The following is a 24441-nucleotide window of genomic DNA, read 5'->3' as shown; positions in this document are numbered from 1 at the left end:
CGTGCTCGTCGGGTGGTGCGGGCGGCGCGGAGGGCGCCGCCCGCACCGGGAGATCAGCTGACGGGGTCGACCGCCGGCTGCTCGCCCTTGACGCCCGAGGCGCCGAGGTTCTTCTCGAAGATGGCCTCCCAGGTGGAGCCGCCGTCGGTGAACATGGTGTTCACGAACTCCTGGAACGCGGTGTCACCCTTGGCGATGCCGACGCCGTAGCGCTCCTCGCTGAAGGGCTCGCCCGCGATCTTGAGGTTGTCGGGGTCCTGCGCGGCGTAGCCGAGGAGGATGGCCTCGTCGGTGGTCACCGCGTCGACCTCGCCGTTCTTCAGCTTCTCGACGCACTGCGAGTAGGTGTCGAACTCGACGACCTTGGCCGGCGTCTGCTCGCGGATGCGCTGGATCGGCGTCGAGCCGGTCACCGAGCACACGGTGGTCTCGGCCGTAAGCGAGTCCTTGCCCGTGATCTTGTCGTTGTCGGCGGCGACGAGCAGTCCCTGGCCGGTCACGAAGTAGGGGCCGGCGAAGGAGATCTGGTCCTTGCGCTTGTCGGTGATCGAGTAGGTGCCGACGTAGTAGTCGATGTCGCCGTTGATGATCGCCTGCTCGCGGTTCGCCGAGGCGATGGCCTTGTACTCCACCTTCGAGGAGTCGGCCGGGTCGTAGCCGAGGGATGCGGCGATCCAGCGCGCGACGTCGACGTCGAAGCCCTTGCGCTCGCCCGTCACGGGGTCGAGGTAGCCGAGGCCGGGCTGGTCTTCCTTCACGCCGACGACGATCTTGCCGGCCGAGGTGATCTTCTCGAAGGTGGGGCTGCCGTCGATCTTCACGTCGGTGGCCACCGCGCCGTAGACGGGGGCGTCCGAGGCGCTGCCGCCGTCGGAGCCGGGCGCTGCGCCCGGGGTGCCGCTGTTGCAGGCCGTCAGTGCCAGCAGGCCGGCGGCGATGATGCTCGCGCCGGCGAGAAAACGAGTTTTACGCATGTGATGTCTCCTTGGTTACGTGTGCTGTGCGGATGAAAAGTCTGGGGTGACGGCGCGCGAAAAGGACCGGGGGAACGGTCGAGCGGCTTTCGGCGGAAGAACCTCCTCGTTCGACGCCGTCATGGGGAACTCGTCAGTGCGTGATGAGCTTCGAGAGGAAGTCCTTGGCACGGTCGGATTCGGGGCGCGTGAAGAACTGCTCGGGCGACGCCTGCTCGACGATCTGCCCGTCGGCCATGAACACCACGCGGTTCGCGGCCTTGCGCGCGAAGCCCATCTCGTGGGTGACGACGATCATCGTCATGCCGTCCTTGGCGAGGCCGACCATGACGTCGAGGACCTCGTTGATCATTTCGGGGTCGAGGGCCGAGGTCGGCTCGTCGAAGAGCATGACCTTGGGCTTCATCGCCAGCGCGCGGGCGATCGCCACGCGCTGCTGCTGTCCACCCGAGAGCTGGGCGGGCAGCTTGTCGGCCTGATGCCCGACGCCCACGCGATCGAGGAGCGCACGCGCCTCTTTCTCGGCATCCGCCTTCTTCATCTTGCGGACCTTGATGGGCCCGAGCGTGACGTTCTCGAGGATCGTCAGGTGCGCGAAGAGGTTGAACGACTGGAACACCATGCCGACGTCGGCACGCAGTTCGGCCAGACCCTTCCCCTCTTTGGGAAGCTCCTTGCCGTCGATCGTGATCGATCCGCTCGTGATGGTCTCGAGACGGTTGATGGTGCGGCACAGCGTCGACTTGCCGGAACCCGACGGGCCGATGACCACGACGACCTCTCCGCGGTCGACGGTGAGGTCGATGTCTTTCAGAGCCTGGAACTGCCCATAGTGCTTCTGGACGTCGGCGACGACGACCAGGGGCTCGGTCTTCGGGGGAACGGATGCCATGCCTTCACCCTATGAGGATGCTGGGCGCCCGACCACATTCCTGCGCACGCCTTAACCGTTCTGTAACAGCAGGGGTCAGCGCGCGCGCTGCGCGAAAGCCGTCTCGTAGAGGCAGACGCTCGCCGCGGTGGCCAGGTTCAGAGACTCGGCGCGACCGTAGATCGGCAGGCGCAGAGCGAGGTCGGCCTGCGCGAGGGCGGACTCGTCGAGCCCCCGCGCCTCGTTGCCGAACAGCCATGCGGTCGGCTCCGACAGAAGCTCTCGGGATGCCAAGAAGTCGGTGCCCTCGACATCGGCGGCGACGATGCGCAGGCCCGCCTCGTGCGCGCGGGCGACGACATCGGCGAGCTCGAGATCGACCGCGACCGGCAGGTGGAAGAGCGAGCCGGTGGTCGAACGCACGACCTTCGGGTTGTAGGGGTCGACGGTCCGACCGGTCAGGATCACGGCGTCGGCACCCGCGGCATCCGCAGCCCTGATGATCGTGCCCAGGTTGCCGGGGTCGCGCACCTCTTCGCAGATCGCGATGAGGCGCGGCTCCCCCGCCAGGATGTCCTTCAGCGCGGTGGGCGACTGACGAGCCACCGCCACGATGCCCTGGGGCGTCACGGTATCGGCCATGGCGTCGAGCACCGCCTCGGTGGTGATCTGCAGATCGACACCCGCCTGCTCCGCAGCGTCACGCACATCCGTGTGCTTCTCGAGGGCGGACGGGGTCGCGTAGACCTCCAGCACCGTCTCGGGCGCCCACGCGAGCGCCTCGCGAGCGGCCTGCGGACCCTCCAGCAGGAACAGACCTGTCTCTTGGCGGGCAGCGCGCTTACTGAGCTTGGCCACGGCGCGCACCCGCGGCGAACGGGGGTTCTCGAGCACGTCCCCAGTGTATGGCCCCGGAGGAATGCATCCCGGGACGCCGCGCGAACGACCCGTGGGAACGACGAAACGGGCGCCCTCCGGAGAGGACGCCCGTTTCGGAAGACGTGTCTTACGCGGTCTTCGCCGCGTTGACGTCGGTGGGCAGCGCAGCCTTCGCGGTCGCGACGAGCGACGCGAACACGGCGGGCTCGTTCACGGCGAGCTCGGCGAGCATGCGACGGTCGACCTGCACACCCGCGAGGCCGAGGCCCTGGATGAAGCGGTTGTACGTCATGCCGTTGGCGCGCGACGCGGCGTTGATGCGCTGGATCCACAGACGACGGAAGTCGCCCTTGCGCTTGCGACGGTCACGGTACGCGTAGACCAGGGAGTGGGTGACCTGCTCCTTGGCCTTGCGGTACAGGCGCGAACGCTGACCGCGGTAACCGGACGCGCGCTCCAGGATGACGCGACGCTTCTTGTGGGCGTTTACTGCCCGCTTGACTCTAGCCATTTCTCATTCTTCCTAACGTGCGTCGGCGCTCAGAGGCCGAGGAGCTTCTTGGCGACCTTGGAGTCACCCTTGGCCAGGACCTGCTCCTGGTTCAGGCGACGGGTGCGCTTGGAGGCCTTGCCCTCGAGGTTGTGGCGCATGCCGGCCTGCTGCTTCATGAGCTTGCCGCTACCGGTGAGCTTGAAGCGCTTCTTGGCGCCCGAGTGGGTCTTCTGCTTCGGCATCTGTCTTCCTTCGTTGGGGTTCCCGGCGGAGCGGGAGTCGGGGAGCTTTACTCGGCGGACGCCGGGGCAGCTTCGTCTGTGGGTGCCGAATCGCCTCGAGCGGCACTCCGCGCGGCTTCACGGTTCGCCGTGCGCTGCGCGTTCTGCTCGGTCTTGACCTCGGACTTGTTCTTGTGAGGGGCGACCACCATCACCATGTTGCGGCCATCGATCGTGGGGTTCGACTCGACGGTGCCGAACTCGGCGACGTCTTCGGCGAACTTGCGGAGCAGACGGACACCCTGCTCGGGACGCGACTGCTCGCGACCGCGGAACAGAATCATGGCCTTGACCTTGTCGCCCGCCTGGAGGAATCCCTCGGCGCGCTTGAGCTTGGTGATGTAGTCGTGAGCCTCGATCTTCAGACGGAACCGGACCTCTTTGAGGACGGTGTTCGCCTGGTTACGACGCGTTTCCTTGGCCTTTTGAGCGGCCTCGTACTTGAACTTGCCGTAATCCATGATCTTGACCACGGGCGGCTTCGAGCTCGGCGCGACCTCGACCAAGTCGAGGTCCGCTTCCTGGGCCAGGCGCAACGCAGCTTCGATTCGGACGATGCCGACCTGCTCGCCGTTGGGTCCGACGAGACGGACCTCCGGGACTCGGATGCGCTCGTTGGTGCGGGGATCGCTGATGCGGAACTCCTCTTTCATACGGGTGGTGGCCGCCGCGATCCGTCGGAATCGCGGGCGAAGAGGAGAGACACGCCACCCGGCACAGTGCTTTCGGCACCGGCTTCTGCACCCAGGCAACCCCGTGCGAAACGGAGCGGAGTGCGGGAACCCGGTAGCCTGGAGCGGCAAGCGCGGGTGGGATGTGATCCTCTTTCGTACGGAGTGAAACACTCCGAAGCCCGCCATAGTCTAGCAGAGAGATTCACGTGGACACGATCCCCTCCGACCAGCCCGCCGACCCCCAGGGCGCACACCGCCACGGAGCCGAAGACGAGCGCCTCGCCCGCTGGGAAGAGCAGGAGCGCGCCGCGTCCTCCGCCACCCGCGACATCGCCGACGTCCCCGCCGTCGAAGTCATCACCACCGCGGCCGTCCACCTCATGAGCGCCGCCGCCGTGAAGACCGGACTCGCCGATGACCCCGGCCAGCAGCTCGACCTCGACGAGGCCCGCAAGCTCATCAACGCCCTCGCCGGACTCATCACCGCCGGAGCGCCGGAGATCAGCGACATGCACGCGCGCTCCCTGCGCGACGGCCTGCGGTCGCTGCAGCTGGCCTTCCGCGAGGCGTCGACGATTCAGGACCCGATCGGTAAGGGGCCGGGCGAGAAGTGGACGGGTCCCGTCACGTAAGTCTGTCGTCCTGGGGTGGTCCCGGGCTCCGGAATGCCCCCTCCTCAGGGCAAGAGCGGGGCCCCTTCCCCGATTGCCCTGAGGAGGGGGCATTCCTCCGCCCTCTCCCGCCGCAGACCACATCCTCCGTGACACCCATAGGGATATGAGCGGGGCTCCTGCCCCGATTAGCTTGTGAAAGGGGGCGCCCCTTCGACCGGTGCCGTACGCCACCTGTTCCGTGATACCCGCGGGGGTATGAGCGGGGCCCGTGCGGCATGAGGAGAGGGGACGCCATGCGAACAGGCGCTTGGCGGGCGGATCGGCCTGTTCTCGACGCGCCGTCCTGTTCTGGTGACGGCGCCGCGATCAGGCCTCCGTGCTGCGGTGGAGCTTGACCGTCAGGGAGTCGACGAGGACGGCGATGCGATCGTCCGCCGACCAGCGCCGGGCGAGGCGCGCCAGCGTGGCATCCAATTCCTCCTGCTCGAGGCCCGACATGAGCTGCAGGTGCACGACGAGCTCAGGTCCGCGCAGACGACCGGTGGGGTCGCCCGACTCGACGGCGAGATCGAGAACCGCCAGCTCTCCGGCGATGCTCTCCTGCAGGCCGGTGAAGATCGACGGCGACGTGTGGGCGGGCTCCCACGTCTCGCCCTGCGCGATCGCCCACACGGCGGGGCGGCGGATCACGAACTCCGTCTCGGACGCGGGATCGATGACGATGAGCTCGGTGTCCTCCGAGGCCGCCGCCAGTGCCGTGCGGCGCCCGTCGGCTGGCACCGGTCGTGCGGTGGCATCCCACGTCTGCAGCGCCGTCACCGACGTGAAGACCGGGAGCACTTTGCGACCGTCGGGAGCGGCGACCGTCACGATCGACAGCTCCTGGGTCTTGTCGACCTCGAGGCCGTGCGCTCCGACGCCGTGGTCACCCTTCTCGGCGACCAGCGGGATCAGCAGACGCGCATCGCGGTAGGCGTCGACGATGGCGCGGGCGTCCCCCTCTCCCGCGCGGAACGCCAGGAGCGCGGCCAGCAGCGCGGGGTCGGCCGAACCGTCGTCACCCGAATGCGGGTTCGCTTCGAAGCTGCGGCCCTCCCACGGAACCCCCGCCGAATCCGCGTGGGCTCCAGGGGCGTGGTCGTGCGGACCGTCAGTGTCCGGCGACATCCAGCGCCTCGGCCAGGGTGAACTGGCCCGCGTAGAGCGCTTTGCCGACGATCGCGCCCTCGACACCCAGCGGAACGAGGTCGCGCAGAGCCGCGATGTCGTCGAGGCTCGAGACGCCGCCCGAAGCGACGATCGGCTTGGGGGTGCGCTGCGTCATCTCGCGGAGCAGCTCGATGTTGGGGCCGCGGAGCGTGCCGTCTTTGGTGACGTCGGTGACGACGTAGCGGCTGCAGCCGGCGTCCTCGAGTCGGTCGAGCACGGTCCACAGGTCGCCGCCCTCGCGGGTCCACCCGCGGGCCGCGAGGGTCGTTCCCCGCACGTCGAGGCCCACCGCGATCGCCTCGCCGTAGCGGTTGATGACGTCGGCGGCCCACTCGGGGTTCTCGAGGGCGGCGGTGCCGAGGTTGATGCGGCTCGCGCCGCTCTCGAGGGCGGCCTCAAGCGAACGATCGTCGCGGATGCCGCCCGAGAGCTCGACCTGCACGCCCTTGACCTGCTTGATGACCTTTCGCATGACGCTCGCGTTGCTGCCGCGCCCGAAGGCCGCGTCGAGGTCGACGAGGTGGATCCACTGAGCGCCCTGGCGGGCGAAATCGGCGGCGGCGTCGACGGGGTCGCCGTAGCTGGTCTCGGTACCGGCCTCACCCTGGGTCAGACGGACGGCCTTGCCGTCGGCGACGTCGACCGCGGGAAGCAGCACAAGTTCGGGCGTGGACGCGAAATCGTTCATGGCTCCTCGCACCCTTCGGCGCATCTCGCCGAGCCGGGGCACGAGGTCACACAGTAGTCGTGCGCAGGCCGTCGATCCAATTGGACAAGAGCCGGATGCCGGCTTCGCCCGACTTCTCCGGGTGGAACTGGGTGGCCGAGAGCGGCCCGTTCTCGACCGCGGCGATGAACGGCGAGCCGTAGGTGCACCACGTGACCGATGGCTGCGGGAACGGCGGAGTCACCTCGAGCGACCAGTCCTGCGCCGCGTACGAGTGCACGAAGTAGAAGCGCTCGTTCTCGATGCCGTCGAACAGGCGAGATCCCTCCCCCGCGCTTACCGTGTTCCAGCCCATGTGCGGCAGAACCGGTGCCTCGAGTTCGGCGACGGTTCCGGGCCACTCCCCCAGACCCGTGGTGTCGGTGCCACGCTCGATGCCGCGCTCGAACATGACCTGCATGCCCACGCAGATGCCGAGCACCGGCCGACCGCCCGCCAGACGACGGTCGATGATCTCGCCGCCACGGCTGTCGTTCAGAGCCCCCATGACCGCGCCGAACGCCCCGACACCGGGGACCAGCAGCCCGTCGGCGTCGAGAAGCAGACCGCGGTCGGAGGTGAGGCGCGCATCGGCGCCGGCCTCGACGAGCGCCTTGACGGCGGAGTGGACGTTGCCCGAGCCGTAGTCGAAGACCGCGACGACGGGTTTCCGCGTCACAGCGCGCCCTTGGTGCTCGGAATCCCGTCGACCAGCGGGTCGAGGGCCTTCGCCTGTCGGAACGCGCGGGCGAGCGCCTTGTACTCCGCCTCCGCGATGTGGTGGGGGTCGCGTCCGCCCAGGACGCGCACGTGAACCGTGAGGCCGGCGTGGATCGAGATCGCCTCGAACGAGTGACGCACGAGCGAACCGGTGAAGTGACCGCCGATGAGGTGGTGCTCGAAGCCCGCGGGCTCGCCGGTGTGCACGAGGTAGGGACGACCGCTGATGTCGACCACGGCCTGCGCGAGGGCCTCGTCGAGCGGCACGAGCGCGTCTCCGTAACGGGCGATGCCGGACTTGTCGCCGAGCGCCTGACGGATGGCCTGCCCGAGCACGATCGAGGTGTCCTCGACCGTGTGGTGGGCGTCGATGTGCGTGTCGCCCGTGGAGCGGACCCGCAGGTCGGTCAGCGAGTGCTTCGCGAACGCGGTGAGCATGTGGTCGAAGAACGGCACGCTCGTCGAGATGTCGCTCACGCCGCGGCCGTCGAGGTCGAGCTCGAGCTCGACGCGGGACTCGCTCGTCTCTCGCGTGATCGATGCGGTGCGGGGCGAGGCGGGGCCGGTCATGATCGCGATCCTACCGAGGCCAGCGCGTCGAGGAACGCGGTGCTCTCGTCGGCCGTGCCCGCGGTCACTCGCAGGTGGTGGGCGATGCCGACGTCGCGGATGAGGACGCCGCGGTCGTAAAGCGCCTTCCACGTCGCCGCGGGGTCATCGACGCCCCCGAACAGCACGAAGTTGGTCCACGACTCGTGCGCGGTGTACCCCAGCGCCGACACCGTCGCCGAGATCCGGTCGCGCTGAGCGACGATCTCGTCGACCATCGACAGCATCGTCTCGGCGTGGCTCAGCGCAGCGGTGGCGGCCGCCTGGGTGAGAGCGCTCAGGTGGTAGGGCAGGCGCACCAGACGCAGAGCGTCGACCAGCGCGGGATCGGCCGCGAGATAGCCGACGCGGGCACCGGCGAAGGCGAAGGCCTTACTCATCGTGCGCGAGACGACCAGCCGAGGGCGGTCGGGCAGCAGCGAGACGGCCGAGGGCTCGTCGCGCGGAGCGAACTCCTCGTAAGCCTCGTCGACGATCACGATCCCGTCCGTGGCGTCGTAGACCGCTTCGACGACATCGAGGCGCAGCGGAGTGCCGGTGGGGTTGTTCGGGGCGCAGAGGAACACGATGTCGGGTCGCTGTTCGCGCACCTGCGCGGCCGCCGACTCGGGAGACAGCGAGAAGTCGTGCTCTCTCTCACCCGCGATCCAGCGGGCCCCCGTGGCCCGCGTGAGGATCGGGTACATCGAATACGTGGGCGCGAAGCCCATCGCCGTCCGGCCGGGACCACCGAACGCCTGCAGGATGTGCTGAAGGACTTCGTTCGAGCCGTTCGCCGCCCAGATCTGGTCGGGGTTGAGGCCGTGGCCGAGGTAGCCGGCGAAGGCCTCGCGCAGACCGGTGAACTCCCGGTCCGGGTAGCGGTTGACGTCGCGGAGCGCCCGGGCGATGGCATCCAGAATGTCGTCTGCGACCTCGGACGGAACGGGATGCGTGTTCTCGTTCACGTTGAGCGCCACGGGCAGTGCTGCCTGGGGAGCTCCGTACGGGGTCATGCCCCGCAGATCGTCGCGAAGAGGAAGGTCGTCGAGGCGTACGGTCACCTCACCCATCGTAGGCGTCGAGGAAGGTCGAGGTGCGCGAGCGGGAGGTCTGCGCTCAGGCCGCGGGAGCGTACTCGGCGGGGATCGCGATGCGCTGTCCCGCCGAGACGGAGCCGCCGGGCAGGGCGTTGAGACGCGTGATCTCGGCGACGACATCACGCGGGTCGGCGGACGGCGCGACGTCTTCGGCGATGGACCAGAGGGTCTCGCCGCTCATGACGGTGATCTCGGTGAACGAGCCGGCGGGAGCGCCCGCGTCGCCGGAGGCGAGTGCGGATCCGCCGCCGACGATCGCCACGGCGAGCACGGCGACGATGGGGAGGGAGACGAGGAACGCCACGACGCGACGACCGCGCGCGGTGATGCGCAGGCGGGTGGACGGGGCGGTGAGGGCGATGCTGCTCATGATGTGCTCCTTGGTGGGGAGAGATTCGCACCCCGCCCTCGGCCGGGAGGACGGTGGTGCGAATCTGTATTCCGAATCTATCTTCGAACCTGTTCGAGTGTCAACACCTCGTGTATCGGAGACGAATCGAACGCGACACGCGCGAGGCTCCGTGTCATTCGGGTCGTCGACCGGATACGGTTTCGACACGGAGACCTCATCACCAACCTCCGACATTCGAATTTCCGCCGTGATTCCGCGGCGCGAGGGGAGCACAGATGACCGACGCGACGACCGCCGCCGGACGCGAGCGGCCGCAGACCCGGCGGCGGAAGAACCTCAGCGACAAGCAGCTGGCGATCCTCGAAGTGATCCAGCGTTCGATCGCGCGGCACGGCTACCCGCCGAGCATGCGCGAGATCGGCGACGCGGTCGGACTCAAGTCGCTCTCGAGCGTCACGCATCAGCTGAACCAGCTCGAGCTCAGCGGCTACCTGCGTCGCGACCCGGGCAAGACGCGGGCGATGGAGGTCCTCATCGACCTGCCCGGCGCCGCCGCCGAGAACCCCGCCGACGCCGCCCCCGCCCTGGGCGACGCCGCCCTGGTGCCGCTGGTGGGTCGCATCGCCGCCGGAGTGCCGATCACCGCCGATCAGCAGGTGGAGGAGATCTTCCCCCTCCCCCGTCAGCTCGTGGGCAAGGGCGACCTGTTCATGCTCAAGGTGTCGGGCGAGTCGATGATCGACGCAGCCATCTGCGACGGTGACTGGGTCGTCATCCGCTCCCAGGCGACCGCCGACAACGGCGAGATCGTCGCCGCGATGCTCGACGGCGAGGCGACGGTGAAGACGTTCCGACGCCGTGACGGTCACACCTGGCTGCTCCCCCGCAACAGCGCGTTCGAGCCGATCCTCGGCGACGAGGCCGTCGTCCTCGGTCGCGTCGTCGCGGTGCTGCGCACCGTCTGACGCGCACGGCTCGAGGCCGGATGTCCGCCGAGGAGTGGCATCCGGCCTCTTCCGTTCCGTCGTGGAAGCCGCGAAGACCGCGCACCCGGGCGGATGTCGGAGGCCCTGCCTAGGGTGGAGTCATGGCTGACACCCTCCCCTACGGTTCCTGGCCCTCCCCGATCACGCCCGAGTCCGTCGCGCGGTCATCGCCGCGCGTCGACGGGGCCCGACTCGTGGGCGACGAGATCTGGTGGGGCGAATCCGTCCCGCACGAGGCGGGTCGCGTCGCGGTGAAGCGTCGCCGCACGGACGGCTCGGTCGAGACGGTGCTCCCGGCTCCCGCCAACGCCCGATCCGCCGTGCACGAGTACGGCGGAGGCGCCTGGACGGCGTCCGACGACGGCGAGCTGTACTACGTCGAGGAGAGCGACCAGCGCGTGTACGCGCTCCGCCCGGGCGGGACCGCGCGCCCCCTCACTCCCGCCGACGACGCCGTCCGTCACGGCGGCCTGAGGTGGGAGCACGGCGTCCTCCTCGCCATCCGCGAGACCCACGGCTCCTCCCACGTCCCCGACCGCGCGATCGTGCGCATCCCCCTCGAGGGGCCGGTCGAGGTGCTCGCCGAGGGAAGCGACTTCCTGGCGCAGCCCGCCCTCTCCTCCGACGGCCGCCGCCTGGCGTGGGTCGCGTGGAACCACCCCGACATGCCCTGGGACGCCACGACCCTTCGCGTGGCCGACCTCGAGACGGGCTCCGTTCGCGACATCGCCGGCGGCGAGCGCCGTGCGCCCCTGCAACCCGTCTGGATCGCCGACGACGAGCTGCTCTACGCCGACGACCCCGACGGTCGCTGGAACCTCTTCCGCCGGCCTCTCGACGGAGACGCCCAACCCCTCGCCCCCGCCGACGCCGACACCGGCGGAGGTCTCTGGGTCCTCGGCACGCGGTGGTTCGGGGCCGCCGACGGTCGCGTCATCGCGGTCCGCACGAACGGCTCCGACGAGGTCGTCGAGATCGCCCCGAGCGGCGTGCGCCCGGTCGACGTCCCCGTCGTCGCGGGAGCCGCGATCGACGACGTCCGCGGCACACGCGCCCTCGTCTCGGGGTCCGATGCGGGCGGACGCGCGGGCCTGTGGCTCGTCGACCTCGAATCCGGCGCGGTCGAGCTCGTCACGGGCGGCGCCGGCTCGTGGGGAGACGAATGGATGCCGGCAGCGCGCGCCCTGTCCACCGACGGCCCGCACGGGCCGGTGCACGCCTTCGCGTACGCCCCCACCAGCCCCGACGTCACCCCGGTCGCGGGCGAGCGCCCGCCCTACGTGGTCCTCGTGCACGGCGGACCGACCTCGCACGTGGGTCCCGCCCCCTCCGCGAAGACCGCCTTCTTCACCAGTCGCGGCATCGGCGTGCTCGACGTCAACTACGGCGGGTCCACGGGATACGGCCGCGCCTACCGCGATCGGCTGAAGGGGCAGTGGGGTGTCGTCGACGTCGACGACGTCGCGGCCGCGGCATCCGCTCTGGCCGATGCGGGCCTGGCCGATCCCGAACGCCTCGCCATCGCGGGGGGCTCGGCGGGCGGCTGGACCGTCCTGGCCGCGGTGACGCGTACCGAAGTGTTCTCGGCGGGCATCTCGCGTTACGGCGTCGGAGACGCCCGCGCCCTCGCCGAGGACACCCATGACTTCGAGGCCCGCTACCTCGACGGACTCATCGGACCGCTCCCCGAGGCCGAGCCGGTGTACATCGAGCGCTCGCCCCTGGGCCGCCCCGATCTCTTCCGCGTGCCCCTGCTCATCCTCCAGGGCTCCGAGGACCGCGTGGTCCCGCCGTCGCAGGCCGAGGCCATCCGCGACGCCCTGGCCGCGCACGGCGTGCCCCACGCCTACGTGCTCTACGAGGGCGAGGGCCACGGGTTCCGACGGTCCGAGACGGTGATCGACTCACTCCAACGCGAACTCGGCTTCCTCGGCGCGGTCTTCGGATTCGACACCCCCGGCATCCCCCCGCTCGCGCTCGAGGGCGAGAAGGGCTGACCGCCGAAACTCGTGAGGGCCCCACCGACCGGCAGGTCGACGGGGCCCTCACGAGGGTTTCAGGCTCCGAACGGTGCGAGCTCGGCCGCGAGACGAGCGCCCACGTGCGCGTGCAGGAACGTCCCGCTCTCGCGGTGCTCCTGCGCGACGATGAGCCCGCTCTCGTGAACGGCCGACACGAGGTCGCCGCGGTCGTACGGGACGACGGCCTGCACCTCGACGGCCGGCAGGGGCAGTGCGTCCTCGATCGCTGCACGTAGCTCGTCGATGCCCTCGCCCGTGCGGGACGACACGAACTTCGCGTCAGGGGCGAGACCCCGCAGTACGAGGCGGTCGTCTTCGCCGACGAGGTCGGCCTTGTTGAAGACGACGATCTCCTGACCGAAGTTCGCATCGACGTCGCCCATCACGTCGCGCACCGTCATGAGCTGCGCGGCCGGATCGGGGTGCGACGCGTCGACGACGTGCAGGATGACGTCGGCGTCGCCGACCTCCTCGAGCGTCGACCGGAACGCCTCGACCAGCTGGTGCGGAAGGTTCCGCACGAAGCCGACGGTGTCGGTCAGCGTGTAGACGCGGCCGTCACTGGTCTCGGAGCGGCGGACCGTGGCATCCAGGGTCGCGAAGAGCGCGTTCTCGACGAGCACCCCGGCGCTGGTGAGGCGGTTCAACAGGCTCGACTTGCCGGCGTTCGTATACCCGGCGATGGCCACCGACGGGATCGTGTGACGTTTGCGCTCGGCCCGCTTCGCCTCACGGGCTGGGGCGAAGTCGCGCAGCTGCTTTCGCAACAGCGCCATCTTGGTGCGGATGCGACGACGGTCGAGCTCGATCTTCGTCTCACCGGGACCGCGCGAGCCCATACCGGCACCGCCGGCACCGACCTGGCCACCGGCCTGACGCGACATCGAGTCACCCCACCCGCGCAGACGCGGGAGGAGGTATTCGAGCTGCGCGAGTTCGACCTGCGCCTTGCCCTCGCGGCTCTTGGCGTGCTGGCTGAAGATGTCGAGGATCACTGTGGTTCGGTCGATCACCTTGACCTTCACGACGTCCTCCAGCGCGCGGCGCTGGCTGGGAGCGAGTTCGGTGTCGGCGATCACCGTATCGGCGCCGACGGCGGCGACGATGTCGCGCAGCTCGGCGGCCTTGCCGCGACCGACGTAGGTCGCGGGGTCGGGATGCGGGCGCCGCTGCAGCACGCCGTCGAGCACGACGGCACCGGCCGTCTCGGCAAGGGCCGACAGCTCGCGCAGCGAGTTCTCGGCATCCGCCTGCTCCCCCTGCGGATGCACGCCGACGAGGACGACGTTCTCGAGGCGCAACTGCCGGTACTCGACCTCGGTGACGTCCTCGAGCTCGGTGGACAGGCCCGCGACGCGGCGCAGCGCCGCGCGTTCTTCGCGGTCCCACTGATCGCCGTCGGCGTCGCCGCCGTACGCGGTCGTGGCGTCCTGCAGGGCCTGTGCCGCACCGAAGACCCGGACCCCGCGGTGCGCTTCGGCGCGCGAGAGCACGCGGTCCACCGGATCCACCGGAGACGCGTCCGTGCTCGGGGGTGTGGTCTGTTCGGTCATGTGTTCCTTTCGTCGCGGCAGTTTCCGCGTGTTCTGGCACTTTATCCGGCCCAGCACCCAGGGGGCCGGTCCGATATCCTGACGTGATGGGGAGCGAGCACTACTTCAGCGCGTCGCCGTCGAGTCCCGAGCAGCTCCGCCACCTTCGCGTGACGCTGGCCGGTCGCGAGCTCGAGGTGGTCACGGCCGGCGGCGTCTTCAGTCCCGACCACGTGGATGCCGGCACCTCGGTGCTGCTCGCGAACACCCCGCCCCCTCCCGCCGGTGGGAACTTCCTCGACCTGGGGTGCGGCTGGGGTCCGATCTCGCTGTCGCTGGCGCTCGCCTCACCGAACGCGACCGTGTGGGCGGTCGACGTCAACGAGCGTGCTCTCGATCTCGTGAGGCGGAACGCGGAGTCCCTCGGCCTCACCAACATCAACGCCGTGCGCCCGGAGGATGTTCCCGAGGACGTCACCTTCCGCACCATCCGCTCGAACCCGCCCATCCGCGTCGGCAAGTCCGAGCTGCACGGCATGCTGCAGCACTGGATCCCCCGCCTGTCGGAACGCAGTGACGGGTGGTTCGTCGTCCAGCGCAACCTCGGTTCGGACTCGCTGCAGCGCTGGCTCGCCGCCACGTTCCCCGAGGGGTACAGCGTGCAGCGGGCGGCCACCGGTCGGGGGTTCCGCGTGCTGCGGGTCCGCAAGCACGGCTCGCCACCGAGCGAGCTGATCGACGTCATCCCCTGAGACGCGCCCGGCACGGAGAACCCGGATGCCGGCATCGCACGCCCGACGCGAGATCGCGCGCTCGTCTGGGCTGATCGCGGTCCGCTGAAAAGGGCCTACCCCGGTCCGCCGGCGGCAACCGACGGTCGGACCTCGCCGACGCCGCTTTGCGCCCTCGTCAGGCGAGTGCGACCTCGCCGGTGAACACCAGCGAGGCGGGGCCCGACAGGTGGACCCGGCCATCGGCGACGCGCACGCCCAGCGTGCCGCCCGGAGTGTCGACGACCCAGGAGTCGGGGGCGGCGGCCCCCGCCCAATGGCGAACGGCCAGGGCCGCTGCCGCCACACCGGTCCCGCAACTCAGCGTCTCGCCCACCCCGCGTTCGAACACGCGCAGGCGGATCGCTCCGACGCCGTCGCGCACGAGCGGGTCGGCGGGGACGACGAACTCGACGTTCGCGCCGTGACGCGGCGCCGGGTCGAGCACCGGCTGATAGGCGAGATCGAGGCCCTCCAGCTCGGCGTCGGACGACAGCGCGACCACGACGTGCGGGTTGCCCACGTCGACGCCGACGCCGGGCCGTGCGACCGGCAGGCCCTTCGCGCGCACGAGCGTCTCGCCGGGCTCGATCGCGAATTCGCCCAGATCGACCTCGTAGCCGCGATCGCTGCGTGTCAGCGTCTTGATGCCCGCGCGCGTACCGATGCGCAATCCTCCCTCGAGCGAGGCGAGTCCGGTGTCGCTTAGGTAGCGCGCGAAGACCCGCGTTCCGTTGCCGCACATCTCGGCCTTCGAACCGTCGGCGTTGCGGTAATCCATGAACCACTCGGCGTCGGATGCCGCGGCATCCGCCCCCTCGTCGATGGCGCGCGAGCGCACCACGCGCAGTAGGCCGTCGGCGCCGATGCCGAAGTGACGGTCGCACAGGGCGGAGATCTGCGCGTCGGAGAGGGTGAGCTCGCCATCGGGGTCGGCGATCACCACGAAGTCGTTGCCGGTTCCGTGGCCCTTGGTGAACGGGAGAGTCGCCATGCGTCGAGTCTACGGTCGGGTGGCAGCTAGGCTTTCCCGGCCCTCCCCCGTCCTGAGGAGACCCCTGTGCCGAAGCCGCCCACCCTCGTCGCCCCCTCGTTCGATCGGCCGCCCCTGGACGATCTCGACGAGGGCGAGTCGTCGCAGCTGGTGCCCCGAGCCCGTCTCGAGGGTCTGTCGTTCCGCGACCTGCGTGTCGACGCGCTCGACCTCGAGAGCGCCGACCTCGCGCTCTGCCGCGTCGACGGCGTTCGCGCCCCCGAGGTCTCGCTGCGGTACGCGACCGTGACGGAATCGGCCTGGAGCGGCTGGGATGTCCCCATCCTGCGCACGGCACGGGCGAGCTGGCGCGACCTCGAGATCGAGGGCACCCGGTCCGGGTCGGTCGAGGCCTACGAGTCGACGTGGAACGGCGTGCACTTCGTCAACTGCCGCCTCGGGTTCGTGAACCTGCGCGGCGCTCACCTGCAGGACGTCGCGTTCACCGACTGCACGATCGACGAACTCGACCTCGGGCAGTCGAAACTCACCCGCTTCGCCGCCCCTGGCACGCGGATCTCGCAGCTCATCGTCGAGCAGGCGACGTTGCAGCATGTCGACCTGCGCGGCGCCGACCTCGACGGTCTCGCGGGGCTGTCCGCCCTGCGCGGCGCCACCATCTCGTCGCTCCAGCTGCAGCAGCTCGCGCCCCTGCTCGCGGCGGATCGCGGGATCACCGTCCGCGACTGACGACCCCGCTCACGCCGAGGACGAAGGGCCTCCGGGCCCGTCGACGATGAGCCGGCGGCCGGTCGCCCAGGTGTCGAAGGGCTCGTACCCGAGCTCGTCGTAGAAGCCCCGCGCGCCGGTGTTGTCGGGACGCACCATGAGCTGCACCTTGGGGCAGCCCATCGCCTCGAGCAGTCGTTCGGCCTCCGCCACCAGGCGACGCCCGATCCCCTGCCCGCGATGCGAGGCGGCGGTCGCGAGGTAGTACAGCCAGCCGCGGTGGCCGTCGTAGCCCGCCATGACGCTGCCGACCACCCGGTCCGCCTCGACCGCGACGAGGAACAGCTCCGGCTGCACGGTGAGCTTGCGCCGGATATCGGCGCGCGGGTCGTTCCACGGGCGCGTGAGGCCCGACTCCTCCCAGAGGGCGACGACGGCGTCTTCATCGTCGAGCGCAAAGGCGCGGATGTCGACCGTCATGGGCGTTCCTCCGATCGGGATGCCAGGATGCCGGCATCCACCGTCCGCGCGTCGACCCACTCGGCCTCGGCGTAGCGCCGGAACCACGACACCTGGCGGCGCGCGTAGCGGCGCGTGAGGGCCTGGGTCTCGGCGATCGCCTCGACGCGGGTGACCTCGCCGCGGAGCTGCTGCAACGCCTGCGCGTACCCGATCGCACGACCGGCGGTGACGCCGCGCTCGAGCCCGGCCGGGATCAGGGCCTCGACCTCGGCGACGAGCCCCGCGGCCCACATCCCCTCCACGCGGGCGTCGAGGAGAGCGACGAGCTCGGCTCGCTCGATCGCGGTGGCGATGATCCGAGTCCGCGGATGCCAGGGCTCCGGCGCCTCGGGAAGAGCACCGCCGTGCGTCTCACCGCCCTGCGCCAAGACCTCGAGCGCGCGCACGACGCGACGCCCGTTGCGCGGATCGATGCGCTCAGCGGCATCCGGATCCTCTTCCCGCAGGCGCGCGTAGAGCGCACCCGGTCCGCGCTCGTCGAGCTCGCGTTCGAGCGCGGCGCGCAGAGCCTCGTCGCGCGGCGGGAAGCGGAAGTCCCACAGCACGCTCGAAACGTACAGCCCCGACCCGCCGACGAGGATCGCGTCGGCGCCGCGCCCGTTGATCTCGCGGATCGCCGCGCGCGCGGCATCCTGATACCAGGCCACCGCGGCCTCGTCGGTCACCGCGAGCGCGTCGAAGAGATGGTGCGGGATGCCGCGCCGCTCACCCTCGGGAAGCTTGGCCGTCCCGATGTCCATGCCGCGGTACAGCTGCATGGCGTCGGCGTTGACGATCTCGGCGGGCCGGCCCCGCGCGGACAGGGCTTCGGCGAGGTCGAGCGACAGACCCGTCTTGCCGGTGCCGGTGGCGCCGACGACGGCCCAGAGGGCCGGGCCGGTCACACGCCGACGCGCAGGGTGGGCAGGCCGAGAGAGACCGCGCGCGGAGTACCGGACTCGCCCGCCGGGGCGGGCACGCCGCACGACTCCGCCTGCGAACGGTCCCACGCGTCACCCGCGCGGGTGCGGCGGATGCGCAGCGGAGCCCCGTCGGGTGCGTCGGCGAGCAGGTGGAAGGGAGCCGCGTGGGTGACCGTCACCGAGACGACGTCGCCGGGGCGCGGGACAGCCGAACCCTTCGGCAGCTCGAAGTGCACGAGGCGGTTGTCTTCGGCGCGACCGGTGAGGCGGTGCGTCTCGGCGTCCTTCTTGCCCTCGCCCGCGGAGACGAGCACCTCGAGTGTGCGACCGAGCTGCTTCTGGTTCTCTTCCGCCGCGATCCGATCCTGCAGAGCGGTCAGTCGCTCGTAGCGCTCCTGCACGACGGCCTTGGGCACCTGGTCGGCCATCGTCGCCGCGGGAGTCCCCTCGCGGATCGAGTATTGGAACGTGAAGGCGCTCGAGAAACGCGAGGCCTCGACGACGCGCAGCGTCTCTTGAAAGTCCTCCTCGGTCTCACCGGGGAAGCCGACGATGATGTCGGTGGTGATCGCGGCGTTCGGGATGCGCTCGCGCACCCGATCCAGGATGCCGAGGAACTTCTCGCTGCGGTACGAGCGGCGCATCGCCTTGAGGATGCGGTCGGAGCCCGACTGCAGCGGCATGTGCAACTGGGGCATGACGGCCGGGGTCTCGGCCATCGCGGCGATGACGTCGTCGGTGAAGGCAGCGGGGTGGGGGCTCGTGAAGCGGATGCGCTCGAGCCCCTCGATCTCGCCCGCGGCGCGCAGCAGCTTGCCGAAGGCGAGGCGGTCACCGAACTCGACGCCGTACGAGTTGACGTTCTGACCGAGAAGGGTGACCTCGATCGCCCCGTCGTCGACGAGCAGGCGGATCTCGTTCAGGATGTCGCCGGGGCGGCGGTCCTTCTCTTTGCCGCGCAGGCTCGGCACGATGCAGAACGTGCACGTGTTGTTGCAGCCGACCGAGATCGAGACCCAGCCGCTGTGGACGGAGTCGCGCTTGGTCGGGAGGGTGGAGGGGAAGATCTCGAGCGACTCGAGGATCTCCAGTTCGGCCTCGCCGTTGTGGCGCGCGCGCTCGAGCATGCCGGGAAGCGAGCCCATGTTGTGCGTGCCGAACACCACGTCGACCCAGGGGGCCTTCTGCTGGACGGCGTCCTTGTCCATCTGCGCCAGGCAGCCGCCGACGGCGATCTGCATGCCCGCGCGCGCGTCCTTGCGCGACTTGAGGTGGCCGAGCGTGCCGTAGAGCTTGCCGGCGGCGTTGTCGCGCACGGCGCACGTGTTGATCACGACGACATCGGCTTCGGTGCCGGCATCGGCCCGGACGTACCCGGCGCTCTCGAGCGAGCCCGACAGGCGCTCGGAATCGTGCACGTTCATCTGGCACCCGAAGGTGCGCACTTCGTAGGTGCGGGGCCCTGCGGCGCCCTGCGCGGCGGCGGACGGCGCGATCAGGGTCGGGGTCGAAACGGGGGTGGTCATGATGCGAGCAAGTCTAAACGCCGCCCTCGAAGCAACCGACGGGTCGCCGAAATGCCCCGCCCGGAGAGCGCGCACCTTTTGGCGTATTACGGGTCAAAGGATGCGTAAGTGGGATAAGCGAGTGCGCCTGATGTCGGTAGTTTGGGGGACACGTCACCGCCCGCGAGATCTGCGGACGGTCTCCGGGGGAGAAGAGCATGGGGGAAGACCGTTCGACGAAGTGGTCGAGAGGACTTGTCGGAGCGGACCGGGACGCCGAGACGCTGGCGGAACGAGCACGAAGGGGTGCGTCCCTCGTCATCGCGGGACCGCGCGGGAGCGGGCGGAGTTATCTGCTGCGGACGATCGCCGCCGAGCTGGAGCGACACGGGCAGCTGGCCGTCGAGCTGCGGACGTCGTGCGCGCTGTCCGCCGTCGACTTCGGGGCGTTCGATGCCTCGGGATGCCCAGAGCTCCGATCCCTCCGTGACGATCCCACGACGGCCACCGTCGAGGGCGTGGTCGTGGTCGACGACGTCGACTCCCTCGATGTCCAGTCGACTCGGGCTCTCGCCCGAGGGATCGCCGCTCGTCGCGTCACCGCGGTCATCGGCCTGCGCACGGCCCGGCCGCGCTCGATCGACAGACCCGATGACTCGGCCGTCGTCCGTCGCACGGTCCTCGACCTCTGGCTCGACGGTCTCGCGCGCCGAATCGATCTCGCCGAGCTGAGCGACGACGATGCCCTCGCCATGATCGAGCTCTTTCCGGGTACCGAGCTGCTCGACAGCGCGACCCGCGCGGGGATCGTCTGGCGAGCGGACGGGTCGCGGACGCTGCTCCGGCAGCTGATCATCGAGTCGACGAGCGCCGCGCGCGCGGGACGCGATCCCCTCACGGCCCTGCGCGTCGTCGCCCGAGACAGCAGGCTGGCGATCACGCTCGCGCGGCACGTCGCCGACTTTCCTCGCGTCGATCTCGAATGCCTCGCCGGGAACCGTCGCCTGCCTCACCTCGAGTTCGCTGTCGCGACACGACTGTTCGACGCTGAGAGCGTCGCCGCCCTCATCGCCGGCGGCCTTCTGCACGCCGACGCGTCGGTCGATCGTCGCCTCACCGTCAACGATCTGGTCGCGCAAGAGGCACAACGTCAGCTCGGCGATGCGCACGTCGAATCGCTCATCGACACGGCGGGCGCCCGGATGCTGGCCGAAGCCGATGAGTGGTGGAGTTCGACCGTCGCCGTCTCCCTGTCGGAACGGTGGCATCGATTGGGAATCGAGGCGTCGGGAGAGCTGACCTACTCCCCCGCTCTGCGGGCTCGAGTCGCGCTGAACGCCGCGCGAGAAGCGAACGACCGGGGTGACAGCGCTCACGCCGCCGCCCACGCCGCGCGCGGGTTGCGCGCGCAGGACGATCCGGCCCTCCGGCTCGAGGCCGAGCTCGCGACACCCGCGCCCATGCTGTCACTGGATGATCGCGGCGAGATCGGATCCGCGGATGCGATCCGACGCCTCGCTCGATCGCGCGCGGCACGCTCGATCGACGGCACCGCCGACGGCCTCCTCGACAAGGGCGACGACGCCGACTCACGTATCGAGGCAGCTCTCGCCGACGCGAACCGCGCAACCGCGAACATGGATTGGGCACGCGCCGCTGACATCGCGACCTCTGCCGCCGATGAGCCGGACGCCTCGCCCGCGGCGCACGTGCGGGCTTTGGTCGCCGCCGGCTCGGCAGGACTTTCCGCGGGCGATGGGGCGAGGCCCAGAAATTCTTCCGCCGGGTCGAACGCCTGCTCGACGCGCGGCAGCGGCCGGCCGGAGTCACCGTTCGCGATCGGCTCATCGCCCTCATGTCTATGCTCGCCGCGCATCAGATCGCGGGGGCGGACGGATCGACCGTGCGGGCGCGCCTGGACCGCGAGGTGAGCACCACCGCACGCGAAGGAGGAGCAGCCGATCTCACGATCGCGGGGGCGGCCACCGCCATCGCTTTCGCAGGCGCGGGGTGCCCGGCGGAGTCGAAGAGAGAGCTCGCCTCCGCTCTGTCACGGGAACCCTCGGCGGTATCACGGCTGGATGCCACCATGATCGAGCTGGGCGTCGCCGATGAACTGGCGACCGCGGGTCGGACCGACGAGGCACGCACGATCCTCAGCCGGCTTCGCACCGAGAACGAGCCCCTGCTCGTTCGCAGTCGCCTCTACGTCGAGACCACCGTCCTGACCGCGGAGGGCCGTACCGACGAGGCGCGACGAGCCGCACGAGCGACCGCCGAGCTCTCGCGTGGCCGCAACGCTCCTGCCCTGCGCATTCGCGATCTCTTCCGACTCGTCGCTCTGGGCGAGGCGGACGAGAACGAGGTCGACGAGCTGGTCCAGCTCGCCGCCACGACCGATCTTCCTCTGGCGGTGTCGGCGGTGCGGCGAGCAGCGGCTCGAACCAGCGACGAAGAGGGGCTGCCCGTTGACGAGCTGCGCCTGCACGCGCTGTGGACGCCGACGAAATCGTCGGCTCCCCGGGACACCACGAGCGCCGTCCCCTCGACCGTCCGGTCGACGTCGAACGATGCGATCGACGAACTCACCGTCCGCGAACGCGAGATCGCCCTGCTCGCGGGCGAGGGCTTGACCAACCGTAAGATCGCCGCGCGTCTGTTCCTTTCGATCCGCACCGTGGAGTCGCACGTCTACCAGGCTCGGATGAAAGTCGGCGCGCCGACCCGGCGGGAGCTCGGCCGCGTCGTCGCGCTGGCGTCGCGCGGAGCCTGAGCACTCGACGAAGAACGGCACCGGGGCGAGGGCTGAGCCCCACGGGGAGCGAGGGTGTGGCCGTTCGAGGACGGGGTGCGCGATCGCTCTCGTGCCGACGGCACGGCGGGCCGATGTTCATCGATCCGGCGTGAATCTCACACCCGAGGAGGGACGAGGGAACGAACGACTCCGCCCGATCCCCGCTTCTTCCAGCGCCGTTCGCGCAGCCGTGAGAGCCACCGACGACGGGTATCCGCGACGCGCCAGCTGGCCGGCGAGTCTGCGCAGAGCGGCGTCGTACTCTGCGCCGTCGACGCCGCGCACCTTCGAACGGGCGAAATCGAGTGCTCGTTCCGCGTCATCGTCGGGCAGCTCGGCGAGAGCCGCGTCGGCGATGTCGCGGGGAATCCCCCGCTTACGCAGCGTCTCTGCGACGGCCCGCCGCCCCTCGCCCTTGCGCTCGACCGCGGACATGGCGAGTTGCTCGGCGAATGCCGCATCATCGAGATACCCGAGATCGACGAAATGATCGATGAGCTCGTCCGCGATCGCATCGTCGGCGTCGTCGACCCCCCGAATCACGGTGCGGGCCTCCGCGAGCGACAGGGATCGCGAACGCAGCTTTCGCAAGAGCACCGCTTCGGCCCGTTCACGAGCCTCCGCTCGGTCGGGGGACGACTCGGCGACCTCGTCGGGGTCGCCCACGACGGAGAGCCGTGGACGACTCACCGACGACGGTCGCTCGTCGATGTCGTCGCTGATCGAACCCGTTGCTGCCCCATCGTGGACGGCACCGCGACGGGAAGGGTGTTCGCGATCCGCACGGGGCGCGGATCCGAAGAGGGGGATGACCGGAGCGAGGTCGACCTCTCCGAGAGCGCGGAGGGTGCCGGAACGACTGGACGCCCCATCGGGAGAGCCCGAATTCTTCGGCTCGCTTGAGCGTTCGACATCATCGGCCACGCGGCCGCGGCACTGATCGTCGCCCGCGTCCGCAGAGGGACGACGATCAGTGCCCCAGGTTTCGTCGATCATCAGGCCGGGCGACGCGCGGCCAACTCGTCATCCGCCGCCGGAGCGACCGCGGGCGCACCGCCGATGCCCATCTTGGTCTTGATCTTGGTCTCGATCTCTTCGGCGATGTCGGGGTTCTTGATGAGGAAGTTACGGGCGTTCTCTTTGCCCTGTCCGAGCTGCTCGCCCTCGTAGGTGTACCAGGCGCCCGACTTCTTGACGATGGCGTGCTCGACACCGAAGTCGATGAGGCTCCCCTCGCGCGAGATGCCGACGCCGTAGAGGATGTCGAATTCCGCCTGCTTGAAGGGCGGCGCCATCTTGTTCTTGACGACCTTGACGCGCGTGCGGTTACCCACGGCCTCGGTGCCGTCCTTCAGCGTCTCGATGCGACGGATGTCGAGGCGCACCGACGCGTAGAACTTGAGCGCCTTTCCGCCGGCCGTGGTCTCGGGGGAACCGAAGAAGACACCGATCTTCTCGCGCAACTGGTTGATGAAGATCGCGGTGGTCTTCGTGGTGTTCAACCCGCCGGTCAGCTTTCGCAGCGCCTGCGACATGAGGCGGGCCTGGAGGCCGACGTGCGAATCGCCCATCTCGCCCTTGATCTCGGCCTCGGGGACGAGGGCGGCGACCGAGTCGATGACGACGAGGTCGATCGCACCGGAGCGGATCAGCATGTCGGCGATCTCGAGGGCCTGCTCACCGGTGTCGGGCTGGGACACGAGGAGCGCGTCGATGTCGACGCCAAGCTTCTTCGCGTACTCGGGGTCGAGAGCGTGCTCGGCGTCGATGAACGCCGCGATGCCACCGGCGCGCTGTGCGTTGGCGATGGCGTGAAGCGTGAGGGTCGTCTTTCCGGACGACTCCGGGCCGTAGATCTCGATGATGCGGCCGCGAGGCAGACCGCCGATGCCGAGGGCCACGTCGAGCGCGACGGAACCGGTGGGAATGGTCTCGATGGGCGCACGGTCGTCGCTGCCCAGTCGCATGACCGAGCCCTTTCCGAACTGCCGATCGATCTGAGCCAGCGCGGACTCGAGGGCCTTTTCGCGCTCTGCGGGTGAGGGCATGACGTCTTCTTTCTTCTCGCGTTCCGGTCGCCTATAGGCTGTCGCGCCTCCCACCGACGGTGGTCGCGCCCGACAAGGCGTTCAGAGTGTCGTTCGACGTCTTCCACGTTAGGGAGGGCCTCCGACATTGACGCCGGAGGAGCCCCCGAATGGGGATGAACGAGCAACAAGCCCTGATGTGAAGGAGCCTACGCCCGA

At 69.8% G+C, this 24441-nt stretch carries 26 protein-coding genes; 7 read left to right on the top strand and 19 right to left on the bottom strand.

Annotated elements, in window-relative coordinates:
- Positions 1–53 precede the first annotated feature (53 nt).
- The 6 genes from OVA26_RS07745 to infC all read right to left on the bottom strand — a co-directional run bounded on the left by OVA26_RS07745 (position 54) and on the right by infC (position 4151).
- Positions 54–974, bottom strand: coding sequence for a glutamate ABC transporter substrate-binding protein (locus tag OVA26_RS07745; protein ID WP_268103686.1), 921 nt, complete (start codon positions 972–974; stop codon positions 54–56).
- Positions 975–1107: 133 nt separating this feature from the next.
- Positions 1108–1866: an amino acid ABC transporter ATP-binding protein gene (locus OVA26_RS07740; RefSeq protein WP_442786054.1), complete on the bottom strand. Its 759-nt coding sequence runs from the start codon at positions 1864–1866 to the stop codon at positions 1108–1110.
- A 75-nt stretch (positions 1867–1941) separates the two neighbouring features.
- Positions 1942–2739 (bottom strand): TrmH family RNA methyltransferase, encoded by a 798-nt coding sequence (locus tag OVA26_RS07735; RefSeq protein ID WP_268103685.1) that lies wholly within the window; start codon positions 2737–2739, stop codon positions 1942–1944.
- Positions 2740–2851: 112 nt separating this feature from the next.
- A complete protein-coding gene (gene rplT / locus OVA26_RS07730) occupies positions 2852–3235 on the bottom strand; it encodes a 50S ribosomal protein L20 (RefSeq protein ID WP_056227445.1) in 384 nt (127 codons plus the stop codon).
- Positions 3236–3264: 29 nt separating this feature from the next.
- Complete coding sequence (gene rpmI / locus OVA26_RS07725; protein ID WP_013583375.1) at positions 3265–3459, bottom strand: 50S ribosomal protein L35; 195 nt, start codon at positions 3457–3459, stop codon at positions 3265–3267.
- Positions 3460–3506: 47 nt separating this feature from the next.
- Positions 3507–4151: a translation initiation factor IF-3 gene (infC, locus tag OVA26_RS07720; RefSeq protein WP_144782047.1), complete on the bottom strand. Its 645-nt coding sequence runs from the start codon at positions 4149–4151 to the stop codon at positions 3507–3509.
- Positions 4152–4378: 227 nt separating this feature from the next.
- Between infC and OVA26_RS07715 the strand changes: the two genes are divergently transcribed.
- The gene (locus OVA26_RS07715; RefSeq protein ID WP_442786053.1) at positions 4379–4804 is read left to right on the top strand and encodes a DUF1844 domain-containing protein; all 426 of its coding nucleotides are present in this window, start codon (positions 4379–4381) and stop codon (positions 4802–4804) included.
- A 348-nt stretch (positions 4805–5152) separates the two neighbouring features.
- Here the strand turns inward: OVA26_RS07715 and OVA26_RS07710 are convergent, their stop codons facing one another.
- From OVA26_RS07710 to OVA26_RS07685, 6 genes are read right to left on the bottom strand one after another with little or no spacing between them, the layout of a single operon-like run.
- A complete protein-coding gene (locus OVA26_RS07710; protein WP_268103683.1) occupies positions 5153–5953 on the bottom strand; it encodes an SseB family protein in 801 nt (266 codons plus the stop codon).
- The gene (gene priA / locus OVA26_RS07705; RefSeq protein ID WP_056227439.1) at positions 5937–6683 is read right to left on the bottom strand and encodes a bifunctional 1-(5-phosphoribosyl)-5-((5-phosphoribosylamino)methylideneamino)imidazole-4-carboxamide isomerase/phosphoribosylanthranilate isomerase PriA; all 747 of its coding nucleotides are present in this window, start codon (positions 6681–6683) and stop codon (positions 5937–5939) included. The genes OVA26_RS07710 and priA overlap by 17 nt, the downstream gene beginning before the upstream one ends.
- Before the next feature lie 46 nt (positions 6684–6729).
- Complete coding sequence (gene hisH / locus OVA26_RS07700) at positions 6730–7380, bottom strand: imidazole glycerol phosphate synthase subunit HisH (protein ID WP_056227436.1); 651 nt, start codon at positions 7378–7380, stop codon at positions 6730–6732.
- Positions 7377–7991, bottom strand: a complete 615-nt coding sequence (gene hisB, locus OVA26_RS07695) for an imidazoleglycerol-phosphate dehydratase HisB (RefSeq protein ID WP_074694248.1) — start codon at positions 7989–7991, stop codon at positions 7377–7379. The genes hisH and hisB overlap by 4 nt, the downstream gene beginning before the upstream one ends.
- Entirely contained in the window at positions 7988–9082 is a 1095-nt protein-coding gene (locus tag OVA26_RS07690) for a histidinol-phosphate transaminase (RefSeq protein ID WP_268103682.1), read from the bottom strand. Before OVA26_RS07690 ends, hisB begins: the two co-directional genes overlap by 4 nt.
- Before the next feature lie 46 nt (positions 9083–9128).
- Positions 9129–9479, bottom strand: coding sequence for a LysM peptidoglycan-binding domain-containing protein (locus OVA26_RS07685; protein WP_144782050.1), 351 nt, complete (start codon positions 9477–9479; stop codon positions 9129–9131).
- 257 nt (positions 9480–9736) lie between these two features.
- Between OVA26_RS07685 and lexA the strand changes: the two genes are divergently transcribed.
- Positions 9737–10426, top strand: coding sequence for a transcriptional repressor LexA (gene lexA / locus OVA26_RS07680; RefSeq protein ID WP_268103681.1), 690 nt, complete (start codon positions 9737–9739; stop codon positions 10424–10426).
- A gap of 122 nt (positions 10427–10548) precedes the next feature.
- Positions 10549–12444, top strand: coding sequence for a S9 family peptidase (locus tag OVA26_RS07675; protein WP_268103680.1), 1896 nt, complete (start codon positions 10549–10551; stop codon positions 12442–12444).
- 59 nt (positions 12445–12503) lie between these two features.
- Here OVA26_RS07675 and hflX read toward each other — a convergent pair whose 3' ends face one another.
- The gene (hflX, locus tag OVA26_RS07670; protein ID WP_268103679.1) at positions 12504–14021 is read right to left on the bottom strand and encodes a GTPase HflX; all 1518 of its coding nucleotides are present in this window, start codon (positions 14019–14021) and stop codon (positions 12504–12506) included.
- Positions 14022–14107: 86 nt separating this feature from the next.
- Between hflX and OVA26_RS07665 the strand changes: the two genes are divergently transcribed.
- On the top strand, positions 14108–14752 hold the full coding sequence (locus OVA26_RS07665; RefSeq protein WP_268103678.1) for a class I SAM-dependent methyltransferase: 645 nt from the start codon (positions 14108–14110) through the stop codon (positions 14750–14752).
- A gap of 157 nt (positions 14753–14909) precedes the next feature.
- On the opposite strand, the gene dapF is transcribed toward OVA26_RS07665, so the two are convergent.
- Positions 14910–15764 (bottom strand): diaminopimelate epimerase, encoded by an 855-nt coding sequence (gene dapF / locus OVA26_RS07660; RefSeq protein WP_268103677.1) that lies wholly within the window; start codon positions 15762–15764, stop codon positions 14910–14912.
- Between the two features lie 66 nt (positions 15765–15830).
- On the opposite strand from dapF, the gene OVA26_RS07655 reads away from it, so the two are divergent.
- Positions 15831–16493, top strand: a complete 663-nt coding sequence (locus OVA26_RS07655) for a pentapeptide repeat-containing protein (RefSeq protein WP_268103676.1) — start codon at positions 15831–15833, stop codon at positions 16491–16493.
- Between the two features lie 9 nt (positions 16494–16502).
- Here OVA26_RS07655 and OVA26_RS07650 read toward each other — a convergent pair whose 3' ends face one another.
- From OVA26_RS07650 to miaB, 3 genes are read right to left on the bottom strand one after another with little or no spacing between them, the layout of a single operon-like run.
- A complete protein-coding gene (locus tag OVA26_RS07650) occupies positions 16503–16952 on the bottom strand; it encodes a GNAT family acetyltransferase (protein ID WP_268103675.1) in 450 nt (149 codons plus the stop codon).
- The gene (gene miaA / locus OVA26_RS07645; RefSeq protein ID WP_268103674.1) at positions 16949–17878 is read right to left on the bottom strand and encodes a tRNA (adenosine(37)-N6)-dimethylallyltransferase MiaA; all 930 of its coding nucleotides are present in this window, start codon (positions 17876–17878) and stop codon (positions 16949–16951) included. Before miaA ends, OVA26_RS07650 begins: the two co-directional genes overlap by 4 nt.
- Positions 17875–19422, bottom strand: coding sequence for a tRNA (N6-isopentenyl adenosine(37)-C2)-methylthiotransferase MiaB (gene miaB, locus OVA26_RS07640; protein ID WP_268103673.1), 1548 nt, complete (start codon positions 19420–19422; stop codon positions 17875–17877). The genes miaA and miaB overlap by 4 nt, the downstream gene beginning before the upstream one ends.
- 197 nt (positions 19423–19619) lie before the next feature.
- Between miaB and OVA26_RS07635 the strand changes: the two genes are divergently transcribed.
- Entirely contained in the window at positions 19620–21332 is a 1713-nt protein-coding gene (locus tag OVA26_RS07635) for a hypothetical protein (RefSeq protein ID WP_268103672.1), read from the top strand.
- Positions 21329–22174, top strand: coding sequence for a helix-turn-helix transcriptional regulator (locus tag OVA26_RS07630; RefSeq protein WP_268103671.1), 846 nt, complete (start codon positions 21329–21331; stop codon positions 22172–22174). The genes OVA26_RS07635 and OVA26_RS07630 overlap by 4 nt, the downstream gene beginning before the upstream one ends.
- Before the next feature lie 117 nt (positions 22175–22291).
- Here OVA26_RS07630 and OVA26_RS07625 read toward each other — a convergent pair whose 3' ends face one another.
- Positions 22292–22861, bottom strand: coding sequence for a regulatory protein RecX (locus OVA26_RS07625; protein ID WP_268103669.1), 570 nt, complete (start codon positions 22859–22861; stop codon positions 22292–22294).
- Between the two features lie 329 nt (positions 22862–23190).
- Positions 23191–24243: a recombinase RecA gene (recA, locus tag OVA26_RS07620; RefSeq protein WP_056227400.1), complete on the bottom strand. Its 1053-nt coding sequence runs from the start codon at positions 24241–24243 to the stop codon at positions 23191–23193.
- Positions 24244–24441: the final 198 nt, after the last annotated feature.

It is taken from the genome of Microbacterium sp. SL62 (assembly GCF_026672635.1).
GTDB classification, from domain to species: Bacteria; Actinomycetota; Actinomycetes; order Actinomycetales; family Microbacteriaceae; genus Microbacterium; species Microbacterium testaceum_A.
Note: the sequence above shows the minus strand (reverse complement) of the source record. Positions and strands in the feature narration are given on the sequence as shown.